General features: G+C 48.8%; 18 protein-coding genes. 2 read left to right on the forward strand and 16 right to left on the reverse strand.

Annotated features, from left to right (window positions below):
• Positions 1 to 332: 332 nt before the first annotated feature.
• From LLG96_02835 to LLG96_02895, 13 genes are all read right to left on the reverse strand, one after another.
• A complete protein-coding gene (locus LLG96_02835) occupies positions 333 to 2,219 on the reverse strand; it encodes an HD domain-containing protein (GenBank protein MCE5249134.1) in 1,887 nt (628 codons plus the stop codon).
• 480 nt (positions 2,220 to 2,699) lie between these two features.
• Positions 2,700 to 3,833: a hypothetical protein gene (locus tag LLG96_02840; GenBank protein ID MCE5249135.1), complete on the reverse strand. Its 1,134-nt coding sequence runs from the start codon at positions 3,831 to 3,833 to the stop codon at positions 2,700 to 2,702.
• Between the two features lie 775 nt (positions 3,834 to 4,608).
• Entirely contained in the window at positions 4,609 to 4,812 is a 204-nt protein-coding gene (locus LLG96_02845; protein ID MCE5249136.1) for a cold-shock protein, read from the reverse strand.
• 51 nt (positions 4,813 to 4,863) lie between these two features.
• Complete coding sequence (locus LLG96_02850) at positions 4,864 to 5,070, reverse strand: cold-shock protein (protein MCE5249137.1); 207 nt, start codon at positions 5,068 to 5,070, stop codon at positions 4,864 to 4,866.
• A gap of 56 nt (positions 5,071 to 5,126) precedes the next feature.
• Entirely contained in the window at positions 5,127 to 5,336 is a 210-nt protein-coding gene (locus LLG96_02855; GenBank protein ID MCE5249138.1) for a cold shock domain-containing protein, read from the reverse strand.
• Positions 5,337 to 5,485: 149 nt separating this feature from the next.
• On the reverse strand, positions 5,486 to 7,345 hold the full coding sequence (locus LLG96_02860) for an ABC transporter ATP-binding protein/permease (GenBank protein ID MCE5249139.1): 1,860 nt from the start codon (positions 7,343 to 7,345) through the stop codon (positions 5,486 to 5,488).
• Complete coding sequence (locus tag LLG96_02865) at positions 7,342 to 8,178, reverse strand: ABC transporter ATP-binding protein (protein ID MCE5249140.1); 837 nt, start codon at positions 8,176 to 8,178, stop codon at positions 7,342 to 7,344. The genes LLG96_02860 and LLG96_02865 overlap by 4 nt, the downstream gene beginning before the upstream one ends.
• Before the next feature lie 2 nt (positions 8,179 to 8,180).
• Positions 8,181 to 8,972 (reverse strand): ABC transporter permease, encoded by a 792-nt coding sequence (locus LLG96_02870; protein MCE5249141.1) that lies wholly within the window; start codon positions 8,970 to 8,972, stop codon positions 8,181 to 8,183.
• A gap of 40 nt (positions 8,973 to 9,012) precedes the next feature.
• The gene (dnaB, locus tag LLG96_02875) at positions 9,013 to 10,395 is read right to left on the reverse strand and encodes a replicative DNA helicase (protein ID MCE5249142.1); all 1,383 of its coding nucleotides are present in this window, start codon (positions 10,393 to 10,395) and stop codon (positions 9,013 to 9,015) included.
• A gap of 204 nt (positions 10,396 to 10,599) precedes the next feature.
• Positions 10,600 to 11,409 (reverse strand): uracil-DNA glycosylase, encoded by an 810-nt coding sequence (locus tag LLG96_02880; protein ID MCE5249143.1) that lies wholly within the window; start codon positions 11,407 to 11,409, stop codon positions 10,600 to 10,602.
• Positions 11,406 to 11,693, reverse strand: coding sequence for a hypothetical protein (locus LLG96_02885; GenBank protein MCE5249144.1), 288 nt, complete (start codon positions 11,691 to 11,693; stop codon positions 11,406 to 11,408). The genes LLG96_02880 and LLG96_02885 overlap by 4 nt, the downstream gene beginning before the upstream one ends.
• On the reverse strand, positions 11,686 to 12,285 hold the full coding sequence (gene gmk / locus LLG96_02890) for a guanylate kinase (protein MCE5249145.1): 600 nt from the start codon (positions 12,283 to 12,285) through the stop codon (positions 11,686 to 11,688). The genes LLG96_02885 and gmk overlap by 8 nt, the downstream gene beginning before the upstream one ends.
• Before the next feature lie 354 nt (positions 12,286 to 12,639).
• The gene (locus LLG96_02895; GenBank protein MCE5249146.1) at positions 12,640 to 13,518 is read right to left on the reverse strand and encodes a YicC family protein; all 879 of its coding nucleotides are present in this window, start codon (positions 13,516 to 13,518) and stop codon (positions 12,640 to 12,642) included.
• Positions 13,519 to 14,103: 585 nt separating this feature from the next.
• Here LLG96_02895 and LLG96_02900 point away from each other — a divergent pair.
• Positions 14,104 to 17,220: a heparinase II/III-family protein gene (locus LLG96_02900; GenBank protein ID MCE5249147.1), complete on the forward strand. Its 3,117-nt coding sequence runs from the start codon at positions 14,104 to 14,106 to the stop codon at positions 17,218 to 17,220.
• 221 nt (positions 17,221 to 17,441) lie between these two features.
• Entirely contained in the window at positions 17,442 to 19,208 is a 1,767-nt protein-coding gene (locus tag LLG96_02905; protein ID MCE5249148.1) for a T9SS type A sorting domain-containing protein, read from the forward strand.
• A 749-nt stretch (positions 19,209 to 19,957) separates the two neighbouring features.
• On the opposite strand, the gene LLG96_02910 is transcribed toward LLG96_02905, so the two are convergent.
• The 3 genes from LLG96_02910 to LLG96_02920 all read right to left on the reverse strand — a co-directional run bounded on the left by LLG96_02910 (position 19,958) and on the right by LLG96_02920 (position 24,412).
• On the reverse strand, positions 19,958 to 23,020 hold the full coding sequence (locus LLG96_02910) for a hypothetical protein (protein MCE5249149.1): 3,063 nt from the start codon (positions 23,018 to 23,020) through the stop codon (positions 19,958 to 19,960).
• Between the two features lie 223 nt (positions 23,021 to 23,243).
• Entirely contained in the window at positions 23,244 to 23,729 is a 486-nt protein-coding gene (locus LLG96_02915) for a hypothetical protein (GenBank protein ID MCE5249150.1), read from the reverse strand.
• Positions 23,726 to 24,412: a class I SAM-dependent methyltransferase gene (locus LLG96_02920; protein MCE5249151.1), complete on the reverse strand. Its 687-nt coding sequence runs from the start codon at positions 24,410 to 24,412 to the stop codon at positions 23,726 to 23,728. Before LLG96_02920 ends, LLG96_02915 begins: the two co-directional genes overlap by 4 nt.
• Positions 24,413 to 24,534 lie beyond the last annotated feature (122 nt).

Genomic DNA, 24,534 nt, shown 5'->3' on the forward strand with positions numbered 1-24,534 from the left:
TCCGGTTCAGAAAAAGTACAAAGCGGCAAAAATTGCCCAACTCAACAGTTGGTCAATAATAAAGAAAGCGCGGCACCCCCTCCGAACCTTCCGGACTATTCATTCAACCCGTTGACCGTATGTAATTGAGAAATGAGCGTAAATCCACAGGACATGGATTTATTGATATACGTACTAAAAAGCCTTGTGAAAAACCCCGTAATTGTGGATAAAATCTGTCAAGGGTCAGCACGGAGTGCTGATTTACATGGCCTTGACAGCGAACAAACAATATATTTCTTGACCGGACGTGCGAAAAAGATACTTTTTCACAGCCCTCTTAAAACATGCTGTTATAATTTCGGTAAAATGCTTCCGTTATTGTACACATACTCGAAGGCGTCCGGTTCATTAAGGCCATTTATAATAAAATCAAGATGTTCCACAGGCATGGATGATACAATTTCCGTAAATACATCAACGATTTTCGGACAGAACTGAAATCCCCTGTTCTTTTGCAATTCATCGAGCGCCTCCTCACGGGTCAGGGCGGCTCGGTAGGGACGGTTCGTTGTCATCGCGTCAAAGGAATCGGCAACAGCCATAATACGGGCTTCGAGCGGGATGTTCTTGCCGGAAAGTCCGTCCGGATATCCCAGGCCGTCATAACGCTCATGATGACTTTTCATCAGTCCGATAAGGGGATTGTAGGCAAGCAGGGGTTCAATGATACGGAGCCCGACCATGGGATGGCGCCTTATATAATTGAACTCATTATTGGTGAGTTTGCCCCGTTTGTGAATTATAGAATCGGGTATGCCGATTTTACCGATATCATGCATGAGCGCCATGAGACGGATTTTTTCGATGTGCTCTTCTTCCATCTCCATTTTTCGGGCTATAAGGGTCGTGTAAAAGGCAACCCTGTTCGAATGGCCGCGGGTGTAGGGGTCCTTTGCTTCGAGAGCGGAAGCGAGCGAGAGTATGGACGAAACGAACGACTGTTTCATGTCTTCCATAAGACGGGCATTATCGAGGGAAATCGCAATCTGGTTACAGAAATTCATGACATACTCGAGATCATCCGATGTGAAATCCTTCAATCCCTCGTTCCGCTCCGCGGCCATTACACCGATGACCTTGTTATGCGTTATAAGCGGGACCGCAACGAATGACCGGGGATGGAATTCCTTGAGAATGAGATTTTCTTTTCGCAGAAACGACGAATCGACATCGGGGATGATCTGTGCTGTTCCGGTATCGACTACCCGGGCAAGAATGTTCTGGGTTCGTTTGAGCGGTATGGAATAGCCGCTGAGTTTCCTGACATTGTCACTGTAGCCGCCGGATATCTTGACCGGAACAAGCGTATCATTTTTCTCGTCCACGAGCATGATGATGGAGCGGTCAAAATGCATGACGGTCTGGATGAGGGACATCACAACCTCGAGAAGATTATCCGTATCGAGAATGGATGCCGTGGCCTTGGACGATGCATTGAGCGAGGTCAGACGGTTGATACGCCTGTTGAGCTCAATGTTGAGATGAGCGACCTCAAGGTACTTGCGTTCGAGCAGCTTTTTTTCCCGCTCGAGTTCCGCGAGTGAATCTTTCAGAATCTGACGGCGTTCCGTAAAAAGCCCGAATACGAGCGCGAGAATTGATTTCTTGTCCCATTCCAGCCTGAATTCGCAATACTCATCACCGCTGAACTGGCATTTGTATTCTGTCAATTTACCGAGGGGAAGTCCCCATATTGTCGGAATAGATTCATATATCCCGAGATTGTAAAGGCAGATATCTTTCGTCGAGCCTATGTTTTCGAACCACTTGAGGCGCACAATCGCATGAGCCCAGTCGGACTCGACCACAATAACCTCTTTCGTTTTGTTGAACTTCTCATTGATTGCAGCGGCGCGACGGATAGAGAGGTACGGGTGGCCGATTACCTTGATAAAGATATTTTCAATATACCCGAAGCTTCTGTAGATTATGGATTCATGGCCAATCTCACGGGCAACCTCGGGTTCGCCCACATGGAGACGGATTCGTTCGAAGAGCTTCGTCATGACCTGCTGCGATATCCAGTTATGCTCGTCACGGAGATATTCCTCAACATTTCCGACCGTCTCGAAATAGGGATCGAGATCGTCAAAAATGGTATCGAGAAGCTCGGGACAGTGCCTTTTTACATAATCCAGCAAAGCCCTTGAATTACAACAGTTTACCAAACGCTCCACAATACTCCCCCCGCACAGGTGCACACCTGTTCGCAAATCAGTCTTAGACTTTTATTAATATATACTAAGCATAAATCCTTCTGCGGGTAAAAGCAATATAAAAATAAGAAAAATACATCTGACATTAAAAATTATTTGCTTGATTTATGCCCGTACTTCAATCATATTTGGAGTGCAGGGTCCACCTATAAAAAAAACCTTTTATGTTTACACCGATGAGGGCTGTCCCTTGGGGCTGCGCTTTCGCCGTGACTCCGCTTATGCGGATAGCGAGAGCAAAAAGCTTGTAAGTGACTATAAAGTTCCCTTAAAATGCTTTGCAGAAAGCGTTTTTTCAAAGGACCCTGCAATTTTTTTACCCGTCACACAGAAATTCAATGGTGGCGGATTTTTTATATCCGGTCCGTATCGACCGCTCTCAGGTGTGACTGCACATCCCGCGATTCTATGTGCTTCCGTCGCCGAAGTATCCTTCGAAATTCATTTCCCCAGGCCGAAATATTTCCTGTACGCCGCGATTATTTCCTCTCCTCCCATGAGAGCGCCGTTCCATTCATCATCGAGATCGGCCAGCCTGACCGGTTTGCCGCCTTCTTCGAGATGCGATTTGAAAGCGGCGAGGTATGTGGCCGTTTTGCGCTCGATATCTTCGTACGGTTCGGGCATTTCCGCTTTGCCTTTTTCCACCATGAGCTGGAAATAGAGCAGCATGGGAGTCCACATCGCAAAGTCGCGGTCATGGGGTCCTCTTTCCCACCAGAGCCATTGTTCGAAGAATTTTGCCCCCTCGGTATAAACTTTGATATGGGCATTCGTCAGCCCTCCCGGTATCTCCTGCAAGGCGCCGTAATAAATGCTCCCGTCCTCTTTTGCCTTGTGTTCGACGACAACGAGCCCGTTGGGTTTTTTCCAGTCGGGAGTGATATATGCGGCGCTCACCACCGGGTCATCGACAACCTTGAGACACATCCAGAGCCCGTGCACGCCATGCGTCGAATAGTCACTCATCGAGTTATCGGCGGTATATCCCATGATTTTCCAGTCCTTAACCTGGGTTTTCACGACCTGCACATCCCGGGTGAATTCAAACGAGGAGGTACACATGAGCGGGGCGTCGCCTTTTCTGGCCTGAGCCAGTGTCTCGCGGGCGATGCGCATGCTGTTGGCGAAGGGACGGTTCACGAATGTCGGCATTCCTGCTTCGAGGTAGGGCTGGTTGAGCTTATGATTGCACATTATGGCATAATAGTCCCCGTTGAGAATACCGTCCACCTTGCCGACCATATCGTCAAAATTCTTCACCGGCGTACAGTTGAACTTTTTTGCGAACGCCTCTTTCGATGCTTCTATCACATCCCAGCAGTGGGTAATCACCATGCCGGTCGTCCTCGTTTTATCCACCCCGTTGATGAGCGGCGCCCAGAGCCCTTTCGTATGGGTCCCGTCTCCGCATGAAAGAGCGCCGATCCTGATCAGATCGTTCGGTCCCGTACGTTTGAAACTGATGGTCTCGGCCCCTGCGGTCGAAGCAGCTCCGAATAAGGTCCCCGCGGCCAGCGCGCTCTTCAGCACAGCACGGCGGCTCGTCTGGTGTTTCTGGTTTTGCCTGTGCATGCGTTCCCTCTCCTTTTCCACCGGATCATGTTTGAATGTCAAATATAATAAAGCTCTATAAGCGTTGTGATAAACACAATTTACTTGGATATAAGTTGTCAAGGGTCGGCACAAAGTGCCGATTTACATGCCCTTGACAATAACAAAACAACACATTTCGTCATGGGGTTCGTGCAAAATATACTTTTTCACAGCCCTCCTATACGGTCTGAAGTTTTCTGCTTTCCGAAAAAACACGTCTGCGGAAAACCCGTAATACAAAATATACATACAAGTAGTACAGCGTGTTATGATTCTTTATCAATATGGTCAGTTTAAACACTGTATGAAAGAGTTTTCAATACATGGCGATATAAAATTTTACCTGTAACAGGCTATTTGCCCGATCCATTCATAAACTTTAATGGAACACGGATTTTCGCGGATTTGTGCCTGAAATATCTTTTTGATGTCAGTATTAAATTGTCACTAACAATAGTATTAATAGTCTATTATGTCCCTTTGTGCCTTAGTTTTTTCGTGGTCAATATTTATACTGATAATCCGGGTCAGAAACTGAACCGAGTTCAGGATGACGGTCATGACAAACTTGTTTCGGCATCTGTTTCGTAAATAAACACAGTGAAGTAATTCGTCATGTTTAACACACATCATACTTTCCGCCCTTTAAATTTATCCATATAAAAAGGGCACAGCCTCGTCACGGTCGTGCCCGAAATCCTTTCCGTTGCGCATAAAAAAAGAGGCCTCCGCAAGGAGACCTCTTGTCCGGCCGTCACTTCATTCGATGCACATTGACAGCCTGAAGTCCTTTTGGACCGTCTGTTACTTCAAATTCCACGTCGTCGCCTTCATTGAGTGTCTTGAATCCATCTCCCGTAATTCCAGTGTAATGAACGAATGCGTCTTTCCCATCATCCATTGTAATGAACCCAAAACCCTTAACTTCGTTGAACCATTTTACTTTACCTAGTGCCATTTCTTACCCCACATTAAATCCGATGAATCTCCCCAATGAATCCCATCATCTTCATTGACTTACCCGCTGCACATTCACCGCCTGAAGTCCCTTGGGTGTCTCGGTGAGTTCAAATTCCACACTGTCACCCTCGTTAAGAGTTTTGAATCCCTCACCTTTAATTCCGGTGTAATGGACGAACACTTCCTTCCCATCGTCCACGATGATAAATCCAAAACCTTTCACTTCGTTAAACCACTTTACTTTACCTAGTGCCATTTCATACTCCGCATTTAATACAGTGATATATAACGGGATAACCGTCCGTTACGTTTTCATGGTTTTTTCGCCCGCTGTACGTTTACCGCCTGAAGTCCTTTTGGACCTTCGGTGACTTCGAATTCCACGGCATCGCCTTCGCCGAGCGTACGGAATCCATCACCCTTTATTCCGGAGTAATGGACAAAAACCTCTTTCCCGTCATCCATCGTAATGAAGCCATATCCTTTAACTTCATTGAACCATTTTACTGTACCACCTACCATATCTACTCCTCTGTGAATTATCGGGAAAACGTATGCAATGAGTTTCCCCGTGTGATGCGTGCAACAACAGAAATCTCGCATTATGTTATTTCGGCCATATACCTCCTTTCCATGCCTTCCTGGGCACATTACCCGTTAATGTGATTACTTCAGTACGAATGTACCGCGTTTGCATATTGAAGATCATACAAGCGCCGGTATACACCCTTTTTCCCATAGAGTTCCTGATGCGTACCCGTTTCGACTATCCGTCCCCGGTCCAGAACGACTATCCTCGTCGCCGACTGAATGGTCGAAAGACGGTGCGCTATGACAAGCGAGGTTCTGCCCCGCATGAGTTTTTCAATCGCTGCCTGCACTTCGGCTTCAGCGCCTGAATCGAGCGCTGACGTTGCCTCGTCGAACAGGAGCACCGGCGGATTCTTGAGTATGGCACGGGCGATGACGAGCCGCTGCTTCTGGCCGCCCGAGAGCTTGGTTCCCCTGTCGCCGATTATGGTATCGTACCCCTTCTCGAACTCCATGATAAAATCATGGGCATTGGCGGTTTTTGCCGCATCGATAATATCCTCAAGCGGAATATCGGGACGCCCGTAGGCAATATTCGATCGTATGGTGTCATGGAACAGAATCGTCTCCTGCGTTACAATGCCGAAGAGATGGCGCAGGTCCTCTACACGGTATTCCCTGATATCATGTCCGTCAATCATGACCGAACCCCGGATCGGATCGAAAAACCGGGGAATAAGGTCGAGCATGGTCGATTTACCGCCGCCCGAAGGCCCAACAATGGCGATGGTTTCGCCTTTCCTGATAACCAGGTCGATACCTTTCAGAACGGGCACTCCGGGATCGTATTCATACCATACATTATCAAAAACGATTTTTTCACTTAATTTGTCAAGGAAACGCGGATCGGGCGGATCGAGGATATCGCGGGGATAATCGATAATTTCAAAAACACGATCGGTTGCGGCGACACCGACCTGAATCTTCACGGTGACCTCGCTCATCCGTTTCGCGCTCTGCATGAGGATGAACAGGAGGGTAAGAAACGCAAGAAAATCCCCGGGATCGAGCATTTTGTATTCAAGCACCATGATACCGCCGATCCAGAGCACAGCTACCGCCATACCGACACCGAGAACCTCGGTCACCGGGGGAGAAAGCCGTCTCATCTGAACCAGACGGATCAGCGACTTGAAATATGCCCTGTTTGCAGTATTGAAACGCTCAACTTCAAATTTACCCATGGAAAAAGCCTTGACAACCCTGATACCGGAAAATGTTTCCTCCAGAATAGATGTTATCGCCGCGATGCAGCTCTGAGTGCGCACCGTGCGACGGCGGAGTTTTTTCCCTATACGTCTGATAATATATAAACTCGGAGGGGCAATGAGGAAAGTAAAAAATGTAAGCCGCCAGCTCATGAGAATCATCACCACAAGAATCATGATGATGTTGATAGGCTCTTTCATTATGTTTATAAATGAGTTATTGAGATTCTCGTTGATGGTGTTGCAGTCATTGATGACACGGCTGATCATGTCGCCGGTTTTCCGTTTCTGGAAAAAACGGAGCGGTAAACGATGATACGCGGTATAAATATCCTCGCGGAGGTTACTGATCGTTCCCTGCTCGACATAGGCCATGACATAACCCTGAAGATAGGAAAATATATTTTTTATTACAATGGAGATTACTATGAGCATACAGAGCCGCGTCAGCACTTCCCGGGGGGTGCCCTGTCCCAGAAAACCGTCGAACATCGTCTGGAAAAATGTTTTGAGGCGGGCGAAAAAGGTCATGGAGCGGATGGTCTGATCCGGGGCGGTAACCGTCACCGGCATTTCCTTGTTCATGAGAAAGAGCGTCTTCATGAACGGGCCCACGAGATAAACGCTGAAAGCGTTGAGCGCCGCATATCCGAGAGAACATGTAAATCCTATGAAAACGAGGATTTTATATCGATACATGTAACGGGCTATACGGAAAAACTGCTTTGTCACTGGGTTATATCCTCTCTGATTCTTCTTGTCCTGAAATCGGTATCCGATCCCTGACCGTCATACTCAGTTATATACCGCTTGACCGCAAGCTTGATGGGGCCTTCCACACGTCCTTCGACGAACTGCCGGACTACCTCGTTATCTGTCGCATCGAGTTCTTCCGGTGTCCCGGTAAAGACAATCTCCCCGTTATGGAGCATCGCCACACGGTCAGCTATCTTCCGGACACTCGACATATCGTGGGTAACCACCACCGACGTTATATTGAGCATTTTCTTCAGGAATATGATAAGTTCATTAATGGAATCCGCCATGATCGGGTCGAGCCCCGTCGTGGGTTCATCATACATGACGATTTCAGGATTCATGGCAATAGCGCGCGCCAGGGCGACTCTTTTTTTCATGCCGCCTGACAAATCCGAGGGCATGTATTTTTCAATTCCGCCCATGCCTACCATGTTGAGTTTTTCAGATACGATACGCTGAATTTCCGAGGGAGTAAAGGCAAGGTGTTCCGAAAGTCCCAGTCCTACGTTTTCGCCGACTGTAAGCGAATCGAGAAGAGCTCCGCCCTGGAAAAGAAACCCGATTTTATTCCGGATTCTGAATAACTGGTGCTCGTTTAATCCGATTATATCTTCGCCGCCCACAAACACTCTCCCCGCATCGGGTTTCATGAGTCCGACCATGTGCTTGAGCATAACGCTCTTTCCGCACCCGGACCGTCCTATGACCACAAGGGTTTCACCTTCGTGGACAACGAGATTCACGTCACGGAGCACCGGTTTGCCGCCGAAGTATTTCCGTAAACCTATGAGTTCAATTTTAACCATAATTAAAACGCTATCGCCGCGATCACGAAATCGCTCAGGAGTATGAATATCGCCGAATAGACAAACGCCTTGATCGCCGCTTTACCGACTCCCTCGGCGCCTCCGGTCGTGTTGAATCCGTGATAGCAGCCTAAAATGCTTATCCCTGTTCCGAAAACCATGGCTTTAACAAGACATACCATTACATCAGTATAGTAAAAATAATGCTTAAGTCCGAATATAAATATTCCTTTTGAAATTCCAAGAAATTTCATCGAAACGAACATTCCGCCGATGATGCCGAAAAACACACTGTAAATCGTCAGCATGGGTACCATGACCATCGCTGCAATGACGCGGGGAAGAACGAGATACCTGACCGGATCGATGGCCATGGTCGAGAGGGCGTCTATCTGTTCGGTCACCCGCATCGCGCCAAGCGAAGCGGCTATGGATGCTCCCACACGGCCTGCCACAACAAGCCCTGTCAGCACGGGCCCGAGCTCGAGAATGAGCGATTTCGACACCGCGGTCCCGAGATACCGCATGCTCATATACTCTTCAAGCTGGTAATTCGACTGCCAGGCGGTGGTCGCTCCGGCAAACACGGAAATCACAAAAGCGATAGGGATCGAGTGTACCCCGATTTCCAGCATGGAATCCAGAATGAGCCTGCGGCTTTTCGGTATGCTCGGTACCGTCGTTATGAGCTTGCCGATAAAAATCATCACATCACCAAGCTCATAAACCGGCTTTATGATAATATCGGCCAGCCAGGCGGCAAAACGGGTATATGCTCTTATCAATACGGTCATATCGCTGCTTTCTTTATATACCGCTCCTGTTTATTCCTGATTAAAAATAATCATCCGTGCTGACATACGAAAATTCTCCGAACCGTGTATGTTCCTTGGTCCAGTGCAGGAGTATAGTCCCGATGGGCCCGTTACGGTGCTTGCGGATAATAACCTCGGCCACCTGATCCTGCGGGATATGCTCTTCGAGGATGGTATACTCGGCAGACAAACCATACACAGACGCCCGGTAAATGAACATGACCAGGTCGGCATCCTGCTCTATCGCCCCGGATTCTCTGAGGTCGGCAAGCTGCGGCCTGTGATCGCCGCTCCGCTGTTCGAGCGCCCGCGAAAGCTGGCTCAGCGCGATAACCGGTATTTCGAGCTCCTTTGCCAGCCCCTTGAGATTCCGTGATATGGAAGAAATCTCCTGCTGCCTCGATTCCTTGCTCGTTCCCTCCATGAGCTGAAGATAATCCACGATGATGAGCCCGATGTTGTATTCCGCTTTGAGCCGTTTCGCTTTTGCGCTCAGTTCCATGCTCGAAAGCCCGGGGGTGTCATCGATGAAAACGGGATAGTTGAGCAGACGTGAGCAGGCATCGTTGAGCCGGGTCCAGTCTTCGGGCTTCTTTTTCTCGGTCGAAAGCGTCGATCCGTCAAACCGTGCTTCATTGAAAAGCAATCGCATCACAAGCTGCGTGGAGGACATTTCAAGGCTGAACAGACCGACAGGCACGTTCTTGGCTGCCGCGTTCTTGGCAAGATCGAGCGCCAGCGCCGTTTTACCCATCGACGGTCTTCCGGCAAGGATGATGAAATCCGATTTCTGCCATCCCCCCGTGATCTTGTTGAGCTGGGTGAATCCCGTATCCACTCCGGTGATGAAATCCTTGGCTTCGGCCTTGTGAAGGATTTCCTTGTGCGCCTTGAATACGATGTCGGAAAAAGGCTCGCTGGACTTCGAGTGACGGAGCCCGAAAAGCTGGAAAACATTCGCTTCGAGTGTATCCATGACATTCAGGGCGTTTGCCTTTTCATCGAAACACATGTTCTGGACGGATGATGTGACGGTGATTATTTTTCTCAGGAGGGATTTTTCTTTGAGAATCTGGCAGTGATAATCGATGTTTGCCGAGCTCCCGGTTTCATTCATGAGGGATGCGATCGCGGGTTCCCCGCCGATAGTGTCGAGCTGTCCCCTCTGACGGAGATGTTCGGCGACCGTGAGCTGGTCGATGGGGATGTTACGGTCATAGAGATCGGTCAGAACCCTGTATAATACCTGATGGATGGGTTTGTAGAAACACTCCTCGTTGATAAGCTCGATTGCCTTCCCGACAGCCTCACGGTCGATAAGCATCGAGCCAAGAACCGCCCGCTCGATATCCGGCGCCTGGGGCGGTGTGCGATCCAGAGTTACGGTAGTACGTTCAGCCATTAAAAAACCTGGTGAAAACATCACATGTATGGATTCAAGCTGTCAAGGGTCGGCACGAATCCCTCCCCGATCAAATATTCGGGGATTAATGATCCGGGGCCCGATTTATTTGCCCTTTCACTCCCCGATCAATGATCCGGGGACAGCACCAAAACGACATATTTCGTTATCGGGCGCGTGAAAAAGATACTTTTTCACCGCCCCCTATACTATCTCCAATCCGTCATACTCACGGCGAAGGAATTTGAGGTCTTCCCATGCTCCCGGTTTCCAGTTCGGATTTCTCAAAAGCGCCGCGGGGTGATATGTCACCATCAGTTTCACCCCATGATAGTCATGTACTTTCCCGCGGAGAGCCCCGAGAGTGGAATTGGTCCGGAGAAGTGTCTGCCCGGCTATCCTCCCGAGGGCGCAGATAATGGCAGGCTTGATTATTTCGATCTGCCTGATGAGAATCGGTTCGCACATCTCGATTTCGTCGGCCTTGGGATCGCGGTTTCCGGGAGGGCGGCACTTGAGAATGTTCCCGATGTACACCTCTCTGCGGGTGAATTTGATGGCTTCTATCATACGGGTGAGAAGCTGCCCGGCGCGTCCGACAAACGGCAGTCCCTGGGCATCTTCATCGGCTCCCGGAGCTTCGCCGATGAACATGATATCCGCATCGGGGTTGCCGTCACCGAACACAAACTTTTTCCTCAGAGAACCCAGACCGCACCGTGTGCACCCGCATACCGCTCCGTATAGTTCGTCAAGACCCGACTGGGCTCTGATGGCTTCTTCACTCACATCCGGGCGAGCGCATTCACCCGCGTCTTTTTCAGGGACGGCCGGGTGTTCCTGTCCTGTCCGTGCAGCCGCTGCAGCCGAGGGTGTGACATGCGCCGGTCGTGGTTTTGCCGATCCGGCGTTCTTTACCTGTGCCATATCGGGCTTGAAATACCATTCTGTCTCGCCCATTTCCATGCGCTGGGCAACAAACGCGGCGAGAAGCCCGGAATCGTCTGAAATCATTCTTTTACTGCCGGAGTTTCCGGAGCCGGATGGAGTTCATCTTCATCATAGATAAAAGTTATATCGCCTTTACCCAGTTTATCCATTGCCATTATAGTGGGCCGAACCTCGATTTCCGGGCCGAGGAATTTGCGGGCTTTGTCGTTGATTTCCCGCGCTGTCTTGGCCACTGCCACAACTACTTCGTATGGATTGACATCGACATTGTCAATATTAATACTCTCGAAATCAAGATTTCCAAATACTTTTTCCACCACGGGGGTAGTTTTTTCATTCTCAACCAAGGTATTTCCTCCATTCAGCTAATGTCAGTACTACTCTCCCGCTTCTGAGTTTCTCGGCCTCGATTATGCAATGAAGCCGCGAAACCGCAGAATCCAGGATATCATTTACTACTATATAATTATAATCTTTCATTTTTGCTATTTCTTTCGGAGCGGCCGACAGTCTTTTTTCAAGACGCTCGGGTGATTCCGTATCACGTTTCCTCAGACGATCGTCAAGAATTTCGGGCGAAGGCGTGGTAATAAAAATGAGAACCGCCTCCGGATAATGTTTTTTTATGGCAAACGCTCCCACCGTGTCGGTATCCATGATAACCGAACGGCCTCTATCGAGGGCAGCCTGTACCTCGCTTTTCAGGGTCCCGTACCTGCATCCGTGTACAACCGCCCATTCGACAAATTCTTCCTTCCTGATATACTCGTCAAAAAGCTTGTCATCGACAAAATGGTAATCGATCCCGTCACGTTCGTTTCCGCGCGGCTGACGGGTAGTGACCGAAACGGAAAAAACGAGCTCCGGATGATATTCCAGCACCCGGTGCAGAACACTCGTTTTCCCCGCTCCTGATGGCGCGGAAATGACAAAAATCATACACCTTCCGGGAATGCCTCCTGAAGCGGATTCCTGGTTTACCATATTACCTCATATTCTCGTAATTTCATCGGCCCGATGAGTTCTTTCGGCTCCCGAATCCGGAAATGGTTCTCTGGGTATAATAACCGGTACGGAATGACATGTTTCAAGACCTGAATCATGCTTCCTTTTCTGTACATGACAATAATTATTATTTTCTTCGAATTTGATGCCGAAACAGGTTCTTATGACCGTCACCCTGACTTGTTTCAGGCTGAACATTCAAAACATGCACAATGTATCGTCATTCAACCGATTACCGGCATCTCAATAATATGCATTCTCCTGATGGTTCCGGAACAGTAATTACGGTTATTCCATATTTTCGGCCTGTTCACGCATCTTTTCAAGCTCTTCTTTTATTTTCACCACAATCTGTGCGCATTCGGCATCCATTATTTTCGAGCCGATGGTATTCGCCTCGCGGCTCATTTCCTGGAGCAGGAACAGGAGCTTTTTCCCGGATGTTATTTCCCGTGCGATCTCATGGGCGAACTGCTCGTTATGGGACCTGAAACGCACACATTCCTCGGTAACATCGAGACGGTCAGCATAGAGCGCCGCTTCCATCGAGAACCTGATTTCGTCCATTTTATCCTGGCCGACAAGTGTTTCCAGACGTTTGAGAAGCCGTTCCCTGTTGGATTCCCTGACCTCGGGAATACGGTTCTCGATCTGCCCGAGATACCCGTTGATTACTGCAAGCCTCGATTGTATATCATCCCCTATGGCGGAACCTTCCTTTTCCCTCATCGCCCGGTGAATTTCGAGAGCTGACCGCATGACCTTTTCCGTTCTGGCCCAGAATTCTTCGGCCAGCCCGGTATCGTCACCGGACATGATAACATCGGGAAACGCCATGAGCGTGCGGGTATCCATGGTATCGTCTATATCATACCGCCGGGCAATATCCCGCGACAGGGCGATATATTTGTCGGCGAGGGAATAATCCATTTCAAGACCTTCGGCGCGGGCGTTCATGCTGTTCAGGTTCACCGTTACGGAAACCTTGCCGCGCGAGACGTATTCCTGTGTTATTTTCCGCAGCTCGAGCTCGTACTCATAGAGCAGCCGGGGAAGTTTCATGCGCACATCGAAAAAACGGCCGTTCACGCTGTGAATCTCGACAACGATGGTCGAGCCGTTTTCCGAGTATTCGGCTCTTCCGAAGCCTGTCATGCTTCGTATCACATAACCTCCCTGTTCCAGGTATAACTGCCGGTATTACTATTTGAACTTGGAAATATACTAAAATATTTTCGTTAAGTCAATATCCGAACACCGTTATAATATACCTTGCTGAGAGACCGTTCACCTCAATGATCCGAATGATGCCGTAATTCCCGTGATTTTTATCATGGTAATCATGATCACTGGTCATGGTATAATAACTTTTTCCGATGTCCCGATTTTTCAAACATATGTCGAGATTTTCAGACATCATAAAAGTGTTGTGATAAATACCATTTACGTGGATATAAGCTGTCAAGGGTCGGTACGGAGTGCCGATTTACATGCCCTTGACAGCAACAAAACAACACATTCCGGCCCGGGGCTCATGAAAAATACTTTTTCACAGCTCTCAAAAAGAATACCGGAGAAAACATATAAAATCCTTGACATGACGAAAGCCATATAGCATGTTACATTATCAATAAGTTATTCAAAACTTCAGATTTATACCATCTCCCAAATAATCATATGCAGAGCCAGAATTTTCGATTAACGAATGGCTGACCGCTCAGGGGTCGGCATGCGCATATCCGGAGGAACACTATGAGAAATATTTTTATCGTATGTACTTTTCTGGCGGCCGTTATGGCAGGTTTTCCCTGTGCCGGTCATGCCGGTGTCATCCTCGAACCGTTTACCTACACCCAGGACTTCGAGACCCGCGAGCTGTCGGCATGGGCGTCCTACCCGCTCTGGCAGGACACGGCATACGACCCCAACATCCGGGTGAACACCATCGTCCCGGGCGATCCCAACATATCTCTCGTCCAGATTGTGACACCCTATTCGAATGTCGATAATTATGCAGGAGCGCAGAAAGAGCTCGACATGTACATGACGCCCGGCTCTTCCGTATCCCTCCGGTATTATCTCAAAACCAACCTGCCGGTTAAATTTTTCAAAATCCGTATTGCCGCGGGGGCCGATGGCAAGCTCGATGTGACTGTTCCCGATCCTCCGTCCAACAGGTGGGAACGGATAACAGTCGATTATACCGATTTCATCCGTGAAAATCCCTGCATCGCCGGGAAAGACCGTTTCAAGGTCAATGCACTTGCCGTTCTCACCCAAATTCCGAATGCCGATCCTGTCATGCCGATCTATCTCGGTATCGATGATGTCGTGGTCAAAGGCGCCCGTGAACTGGTGTTCCGGTTTGTCGACCCAAAGGTATTCAAACTCTCCGAATGGAAGCCGTATATCGCCCGGAACCACTACCGTAAGGGCGATACGTTTTCCCTGGCGGGCGAATGGCCGCTCGAAGCGGACACGGTAACGCTCGATGTCACTCTCTTTACCGACCGGTCGAAGAAAATCCTCTCGGCGCCCCTCACCAAAAACGGGAATACGTGGTCGCTCAAGCCGTTGAAGCTCTCCTGGCCCGAGGGATTGTATCTTGGGAAGCTCACCGCATCCCGGAACGGCGGTAAACAGGCCGAGACAGAATTTACCTTGTATATCGCCCCCACAGTTGTCGGCGGTGCGCATCCCCGTCTCTGGTTCGATGCGGAGCGGAAAAAATGGATCGATGCCCGTCTTAAAAGCGAGCGGTTCAAAAACATATATGAGGACATGATAAAATCGGCGAAATCGAGCCGCGAGAAGCTTCCGCTCGACAGCATTGTGTTCGATATCGACCAGTTCCCCGATGAAAACTGGCTCATCGGCGGCGGGAGCGACGCATGGTTCTCCAAGATCGGCACATGGGAAAGCACCATTCATGACAACGCGCTTGCATATGGACTGTGCAGCGACCGTGAGGCGGGTGAATATACGAAAAACCTGCTTGTCTCCATATCGAAATTCCCCTACTGGCTTAATCCGTGGATGCAGAAACGCGGCAGGAATATTTATTATCCGGTCGGTGAGCTCGGCATGGAAGTGGCGCTCGGTTACGATCTCGTGTATGACCTTATGGACGAAAACGAGCGCATACTTGTCCGTTCCGCCATGATGAAGAATATCGTTCTGGGCTGTCATAAGGGGTATGTCGAGGATGATCTCGTGACGAGCAACACATCGAACTGGGTTGCCCACATCACCGGCGGTTCGCTCATGTGCCAGGCGGCGATGTACGGCGACGGTCCCGATGTCGCCATGATGGAGCCGTATTTCACCGGCGCTGTTATGAAAGATCATCAGCTCATACAGTATGTTCTCGACAAGGACGGCGCGTACGGAGAAGGATGGGGCTATTTCAACTTCTCGATGCTGTCGTGGTCGAAGAGCCTTCCGGCGGTCGAGAACGTTTTCAAGGTCGATATGTCCGGCAAGCTCAATCGATCGTACCGGGAGCTCATATGGGCTGGAATAGTCAAGGACAAGCGGTATTTCTATTTCGGGGATTCGAGCGGAGGTCTCGGACCGCTCACCAATTTTGCGTGGCTTTTACCCAAATACAAGGATCCGCTCCTCAGCTGGTTCTATAACTACCTGAAACGGGGCGAGACGTTCATGGACGTTCTTTATGAGACCGCGGATGTCCCGCAGGACGATCCGTTCGACGAGAAGCCGGTGAGGCTCTTCCGCGAGGTCGGCACCACGGTGTTCAAGAGCGGCTGGGAGCCCGGCGATTTCGTATTCGTCATGCGCACCGGGCCTTTTGTCAACCACCAGCACCTCGATCAGGGTTCGTTCTGGCTTTCCGACCGCGGAAACCTCTTTATAGAGGAACGTCACGGCAGCACGTACTATGAAGACCCGCTCTACCAGCCGTGGTATACGCAGCCGGTCGCCCATTCCACAATCCTCATCGACCATAACCACCAGAGTCAGCGTGTCGGCGATACGCTCCACCATGTGGACGGCTTCAGCGACTATGCATACATGACTCATTTTCTGGACGGCGAAAAAGCGGCGTTCAGCTCCGGCAATATCGGCAGGCTCTACTGGGGTAAAGTTAAAAGCATCGAGCGGAATGTCCTCTATCTCAAACCAAGAACGCTGCTCATGCTCGATACCGTCGTTCCCGCCGACCGTGATGTGGATGTCACACTCCTGTACCAGACGGCACATCTCAAAGACATCACGCCATCGAAGGAATGCTCGAAAATCGCCAAAGACAGCGCGACGCTCTTTATAAAACATCTTACCCCTTCGTTTATGGAGGTCGAAGCGGTTGAAACGCCGCACTACCTCTATACGCTGCTCAACGACAAGCCGCTCGAAAAGGAGGGTATGCTCACGGTGACCGCCCGTACCGCGGGGGTACCGCTGGTCATGGCAAATATCCTTACAACTGAGCAGGGCGGCGAGCCCGACATCGCAACCGTCCCGGGCAAAGGGTGCATATCCGGAACCGCGAACGGAACGCCGTTTGTCTTTTCGACGAATCCCGGCAGTCTATATGAATCCGGGGACCTGAAAACCGATGCGCTCGCTGTGACGTATGACGGCCCGGCGATATTTGCCGCGAAGTGCACGACTCTCGCACGGAACGGGAAATGTGTGCTTGAATCCGAAAAGCCGGTCACCGCGGAGATTTCGGCCAGCGGGATGATTTATTACTCCTGCTGTGAAACCAAGACTGCAATAGGGGTAGCATCGAAACCGGCGAATGTCACGGTAAACGCCCTAAAAACTGAATTCACCTATGATCCGCTACGGATGGTTGTCACGGTGACATTGCCTGCGGGGGAAGGTTCGGTTACAGTTCGGTAAACGTCAGTCTATTATAAGGAAAAAGTTATATACTATGAAAAAGTATATTGACACACCTTTAAATTTATATTAGCTTCTTTTTATTAACTGCTTGCCGTTATTTGGTTCAACGAAGTTTACAAACATATACGATACTGTTAAGGAGGTGATGGATCGGAGTTTGATGTGTTAAAGGGGAAGTCCAACGAGTAGCGAATTGTTTGGATCATAAGGGGGAAATTATGAAAAAAGTAATTCTTTTGGCTCTGTGTTTTGCACTCGTTTCATCTCTGGCATTTTCCGCGAAATTCTCTCCAACACTGCTTAAACTCAGCGCAGCGCCGACAGTCCAGTATGATTTCACCGGCAAACCGCTGGAAATTCCTGTAACTGTCTCCGGCACCAATGCATTGGTATGGTTCTTTGTTTATACCAAGGATCAGGCTGCCAAGATCGCGCCAGTGCAGAATGGCTTCATGGGATGGCATTATGTATCCAAGATCGATACATGCGTCTTTATGAGCGCTCCGTTCAATTTTTCAAAAGGCAGCAATACAGTTACCTGGAACGGGAAGGATCAGGACGGAGGGATAGTTCCCGCCGGAACATATACATACTACATGTGGGCGTATGATGCCATGGGTGCAAAAACCCCTGTTTGTAAATTCATGTACCTGTATTATCAAACGGCGCAATACCAGGAGCTCGATACAAGCGGAAAACCTCTGGCAAATCCCATATTCTATAATAAAACACAGCGGTGGATTATCGGAAACGATCCTGCGGATTCAACACTCATTGAAACATGCGCGGTCACGCTGCCGACCGGATGGGCAAAGGGTGACAATCTGTGGATGGATCAGAAAGATTTCAATTACGTTTTTCAGGGCGTGAAAAACAGTGAAGCGCAGACCATGGGAATAACACGGTGGAAATGGACGCCCAACGGTGATGCCGTTCAGGTTACCGATTTTGGCGAAGACGGATACGCGCTCTTTAATTCCCAGTGTGACTCCCATTCACCGATTATAAATTCTGATAGCAATTACCTGTATACCGCTGATCAGGGCTATCATAACCCCGACGGTGTTTCCAATTTCTACATTTTTGACTTTGCCGGAACAAAAATTGCGGAACTCGACATGATGGAATGGTGGGCCGATCCGGCTGACCTCGAAGGCAACGGCCAGATGATCGGCGGACCCGATACCCAAGACATCCGCAACGGCATGGTATTCTTGAACTGCCACTGCTCGTGTCTCAACCAGATGGTCGACCCGATGGCCTGGCTGGACAGCGGCGACACGGTCGACTTCTATAAATGGAGCAACTCGAACGGCGATTACGTGCTCGACCACAACTCCTCGCCGACCGATCCCAAGCCCTGGGTGTGCAACGACTACAATATCGGGCCTTATAAATACAATATAAGCCCTGATGCCAATCTCTTCTCCATCGTCCCGTCATATGACATGGGCGCGGTATCCTTCGGTATGCTCGCTCCTGATGGCACCGGTGTTGGATACCTGGCTTATGCTGGCGAGACTGCCGGATTTAAACTGGGAAGTGCTTTCATCGACAGCGGTACACCCTTCGACGGTATCTACACCGATAATAACTCAATCGGTGGTACTGAGGTTGTGGTTTATACAACTAATGAGACTCGTGGAACATGGTTCATCGGTCATGACTCCATCAAAGGCGTGTTGACCAGCAATCCGGTGAGTGTCGAGGAAGCCGCACCTGCCGCTTTTGCGGTTGCGCAGAACTCTCCGAATCCGTTCAACCCGACCACGACGATCAACTTCACGATTCCCGAAGCGTCCAATGTCACCGTTGACATCTTCAACGTGGCGGGACAGAAGATTGACACGGTTGCCAGCGATTTTATGAGCGCCGGTTCTCACAGCGTTACATGGAATGCTTCCACATACTCGGCAGGCGTGTATTTCTACACGGTCAAGAGTGGCAGCTTCTCCAAGACAATGAAGATGACGCTCCTCAAGTAAACCGTATTACATGTTCGTTTCGAAGACCCGGTCATTGCGCCGGGTCTTTTTTTTCCCTGATGAACTGTGATAACATCTCCCGTAAGATGCCACAAGCCAAAAGAATTTTGTGTTCTTCTGTCCTTCCGCTCCGCTTCGTCAGAGCGGCAGCGCAATAAGTGCGATAAAAACGCAGCGCGGGCGAGCTGCTGTGTCCTTCCTGACAGGATGGATGTCCGAAGGACAGGGAGGTGCAAAAGAGTTACACAAAGGAGGTAATTGCATAAGCCGAAAAATACACGAAAAAAGTGTCTTTTTACGCAAGCTCCCTGACAACTCTTTTCCCTGCCCTTCGCGGCTCTACGTTGCAATTCGTGTCCTCCGGAGGGGGCAAGGGAGAATAAGACGCACCGTTTCCTGCACCTGCCGGGGAAAGATATCGAAAAGCGACGGGAGGAGGGCTTTCTGAAAAAGTATGCCTTATGCAAAAGGCTCAAAATATAGAAATATCTGAGCAAGTTGTAAAAGTCGATTCATGATGCTTAAAATGAGGGATTTTTCAGCAACAGCCCCCTGACCCTCGATCCCTTTCACCCGGAGAGGGCAAGGGAAGTCGTTGCACCACGGTTGTTTCCTGTTCTGTCCGCAGGACAGGAAGGGGGCTTCAACCAATAAGCCGGACTTTTGCAATTGGCTCATCTGCAAGCAACAAAAAAAAAGACCCCGCTCATCACGGGGTCTTTTCATTGATTCAATATTCTATTGCAGTATTACCACCCGAGATTGACATTCACATATAAAGTCGAAGACTTGTAATTCTCGAATTCACGGGTCGTTTCGGAATACATTTTTTCGTCATATCTTATTCCGGTTGCAGCCCAGATATTATACCCGAAATAAATCGAACGGTTCTGAAGCTGGATGCAGTAGGTCTTCTGCTGGTAATCGTTCTCAGCCTGAACATGGTCCTTGTAATCGAACTCAAAGCCCGGGAGACCCTGAAGTCCCAGCATGACATCCGTTCTGTCGGAAATGATGTATTTCAGCATGATGAGCGGAATACGGGTTACATAGTAATCTCCGGGACGGGCGACATCGCGGCGATCTTTTTTATAAAAGCGGAATTTGACGCCCGGGGAAAACACGAAGTTACCGAACTGCTTGTTATAAATAACCTTATTTACCATAGCGAACGTATTTATAGTTTCTTTCGGCTGATAGGTTTTATCGTACATGACACCTTCAACCTGATTGTTTACCTCGAATTTCACATGGTTTTCCATGATGATCGAAGGAATGGCCCGGATAGCCGAATCCATGAATATACGGTTCACTTTCGAGTTTTTATACTCGAGCTCGTCATAATACAGTTCACGGGTAAAACGTCCGATCGATGCGGTAATACCGGGTTCGAGGTAATTTTCCTTCATCTTGGTGGAAACCTGGATATACTGGTCGCGTATATCGTCCTGGATTCTTTCATAACGGTATTCGGCAAACATTTTCCCGATACCGAAAACATCGTAATTAACATTGAGCTTGAAGTAATCGTCGTTTGTCCTGTAAACTGTGCCAACGCCGTGAGTCCTGAAAGAACCTATTATCAGGTTGACGCTGTGGGCAGGAGTATACCTCAGCGAGAAATGGCGCCCCTGACGGTCGAGATCGTACGGCGTATCCATTTTCATGTCGTCTTCACGGAAGTCGGGGATTGTATTGTTATTGTAATCATTTCCGAAGACGAACTGATCGGGATCGACATCGAACATCAGGAACGGCTCATCATAATCGGGAAGGCCGTTGTTGTTTTTGTTGTTGTCGGCTATACCGTCATTGTCTGCATCGTTGCCGGGGAACACACCGTCCGGGTCCTCTGTCGAGATAATCCGGTATCCCATCGTGTTCTGCTCGATCATGGTGTCGGGATACTGGTCGTTATCGTCGTTGTCCTCGATGAGCGGGAACCTGACCGTGTTGTTTCGTGAGTTGATGGCCGATACGCCATACCCCATTTCACCGGCTATCGCATAGAAATAATCCAGATAGGGTCGATAGAATTTGCCCATCTTGAACACTTCACCGGAGAAACCGAATCTGTTCCAGTCTTTCTGCGCGGTCACATAATAAGCGTGATCACGCTGCGCGAACTTGTAACCGGTTCGGGGAGCCTGACCGCTGACGATATCGGTCGGGAAACCCGTTCCCGGATTTTCATCGGGGAACATGTAATGGTTTGAATTGGTCACATATTCGCCGGTTATTTTGAGACCACGGTAGTTGAAGTCAAAATCGAGGCCGTAAATGATACACGCGACCTGGACACCGAAATCGATGGTCAGGTTGGTAACATTGGACTTGTCCTTGACGTTTCCTTCAGCCTGCTCCATGATCTTCCAGTATGTCGCGTCGTAGAATGTCTTGACTTTACCGGCCGTATCATGACCGCCCGCGGTATCCTTGGTATATATCAGGGTAGTCTCGATCCGGTAGTCATTGGCGACGGTAATATAGGCTTCCACCCGGTTCACATGTTCCTTGATGTTGGCGATGTCGAAAAAGTATACCGCCGTCTGGGTGCCGTTGACCGATACCGCTCCCGAGCCGGGGTCGACGAACTGATAATACTGGTTACCGAGAGTGATGTTGAAGTTTTTCTCCACATGCTTGACACCGACGGAGGTGCCTTTGATGTAATCTTTCATGTAGAAGTAATCCGCGAATTTCGGTACACGGCCCTCGATTCCGAGATAATCGTAATTCGGCCTTCCGATTTTCACTGACGGTGGCGGATCGACATAATCCTGCTCGGTGATTTTAGTGATTGCGGTTGTACGGTCTCGCGTTGAATCATCGAGCATTATGTCGGGAATTATATCGTCATGAAATTTACCGTTAACCTTGATACGGACACTATAAATAATCGGGCCGCCCTCGTTGTCTTCCGGTGAGTCGTCCGAGAACCGGACGGCAACCATCATCGGAGTCGGTGTGTAGTTGCTGACCGTACCGTACATGTCGTGTCCTTCTTCACGGTTGCCCTGAACGCCGTACTCGTTGACATAAGATGCGCCGAGAGTGAGAACGCCGAACTTCCGCCTGAGATATCCGCCTCTCAGGAGCACGCCGCCCTTTTTTACCAGCTGGGAATCCCAGATAGTATTGGAGCTCGTGCCGTAATAAGTATGCCACCACGTTCCCAGAAGGTTGCTGTTGACGATAGCGATGTTCGTATTGTTGGTCTGGAAATCCATTCTCATGCCGTTCACGTTCGGAAGGCTCAGGGTCAGCGGGGAAAACTTGTTGCGGATCGCTCCGGCGCCGATAGCTGAAAAAGCCCAGTCGTTGGTGGCTTCTTTTGCAACCCATACACCGTCGATATCCATAGTGGCCATGGAGTTTATGTATCGGTTCGGCATTTCAACGGCAAACTGACCGTCCCCGGTGTACGTTTCATGCCAGATATTTCCATCGGCACGCATTCGCGCAATCCTGTCGCCGAACTCGTTGTACGACCATCTCATCCTTCGTTCTTCGATAATATTATAGTTTTCGAAACCCCTGAAGGACAGGTTCTCGTAACGGTCTTCCATTTCATAAAATGAATAACCCCATTTTTTGTACATATCGTAATTGGAGCCGAAACTGCCCATGAAAGTCTGATTCTTACTCTCTTTCATCGCCATCGAAAGAGCATTGAGACGATCTTCCGTAGACATTGCAAGCCAGTCTTGCTCAGTGAGCTTACGAAGGTCATAAACATTTTGAGCGTAAACATTCACGGCAAGACATAAAATCCAAATCGATAAAATAATCCCGATAACACGATGTCTCATGTTGAGATCTCCGTTAGAAAATTGGGGCGTTATATAACATTGAATTCGGACAGAAAATCCTCGATTTTGGACATAAGTCTTGAGAATAATAATATCAATTCGGCAAAAAGCAAGAATAAATTTAGATTTTATCGTGAATTTTTATCAAATTTGTTTTTGTCGGTTTGTGCCCTCTTACCAGAGCGATATTTTATGCAAAAAAATGGGGGAAATCACCAAATAATTATTCATTTACCTGTGCGACAATCACAACATAGTTTTTTCCGTGTTTTTTTGCGCACTTGGGGCAGGTAGTATACCACATATACCATTTTTTTATGGAAAGCTCTTTACTGGCGACGTAACTTTCAAAATCTTTACACCACTTTCCCGTATCTTTATAAGGCCCCTCATAAACTTTACTCAGGAATTTTCCGGATAATGTAACAGTGTCGGCGGCTGGAATTTCTTTATCGACGGACAAATAAACATCCATATTCCATTTTGAGGTATGATCCGATAAACAAAGCCTGTCCGGCATACCCGCATGCGCTTCTCTCACCTTCCTGTCGAGCCTTTTCATGACCGCCCCGAAATTAAAGGGCATGTAAAAAACCGTAAATACCTTGTCTCTGATGAACAGCCTGTTGTTCCACTCGAATAGTTTCCCGTCCCACGGCTGAGGATCGAATTCCGGGCAACACTGATTATTCTGCTCCTGGTTGTTCATGGTTGTTTACCCCCTTTAATCAGCAGTCCGAAGATATTTTCAGACACTTCCGCATTTTTAAGGCCAGTCTCGGCAAGAATTTCCTCAATTTCACTTTTGATATAAGCTGCGTTGATGGAAGACACCAGGCCGGGGCGTATTTCTGCCGGCTTCACATTGATTTTCATAAACCAGACCACGAAGGGATTCATATTTCTTTTCAAATCGCTTATATGGAACTTGCCTCCCGGCTTTAACACACGGTAAATTTCTGCGAAGGCTTTTCCCGGTTCGCTCCATTCATGCAAAGACCCATTCGAAAATACTGCATCGAAAGTGTCGTCCGCAAAAGGTATTTCTTCGGCTCTGCCATTTTTATACCCGACTCTGTTTTCAAGCTTGTAATCGCTGGCATTTTTCATGGCCATACTGATCATATTCCCGCTGATTTCCACACCTTTCAAAACCGTTCCCTCTGTTTTTTTCAGCCACTCAAGCCCGAGATAACCGGGACCGGGACCGATTTCCAGAACTTCACCCTTATCGATTCCGAATTTGATGATATCGTCCGTTTCCATATAACCCTTATCCCGTAAATTTCTCTGCATTTGATCAAAGATTTTTACATCGGATTCTCCCTGAATACCCTGATCCGTCTCGATGATTCTCTCTTTTATCTTTTTGCCGGGCTGCGATTCTTTCATGGCTGTCTCCGATGGCTCGGTTTTAACATCATGTGAGGAATATATGAGGAATATATATAAGGGATCGTATGAACGCAACTGCATATAAATTCATCCGGCACGATATGATGACCCGAAAGCAG

The sequence above is a fragment of the bacterium genome (genome assembly GCA_021372535.1).
Taxonomy (GTDB): Bacteria; Latescibacterota; Latescibacteria; order Latescibacterales; family Latescibacteraceae; genus JAFGMP01.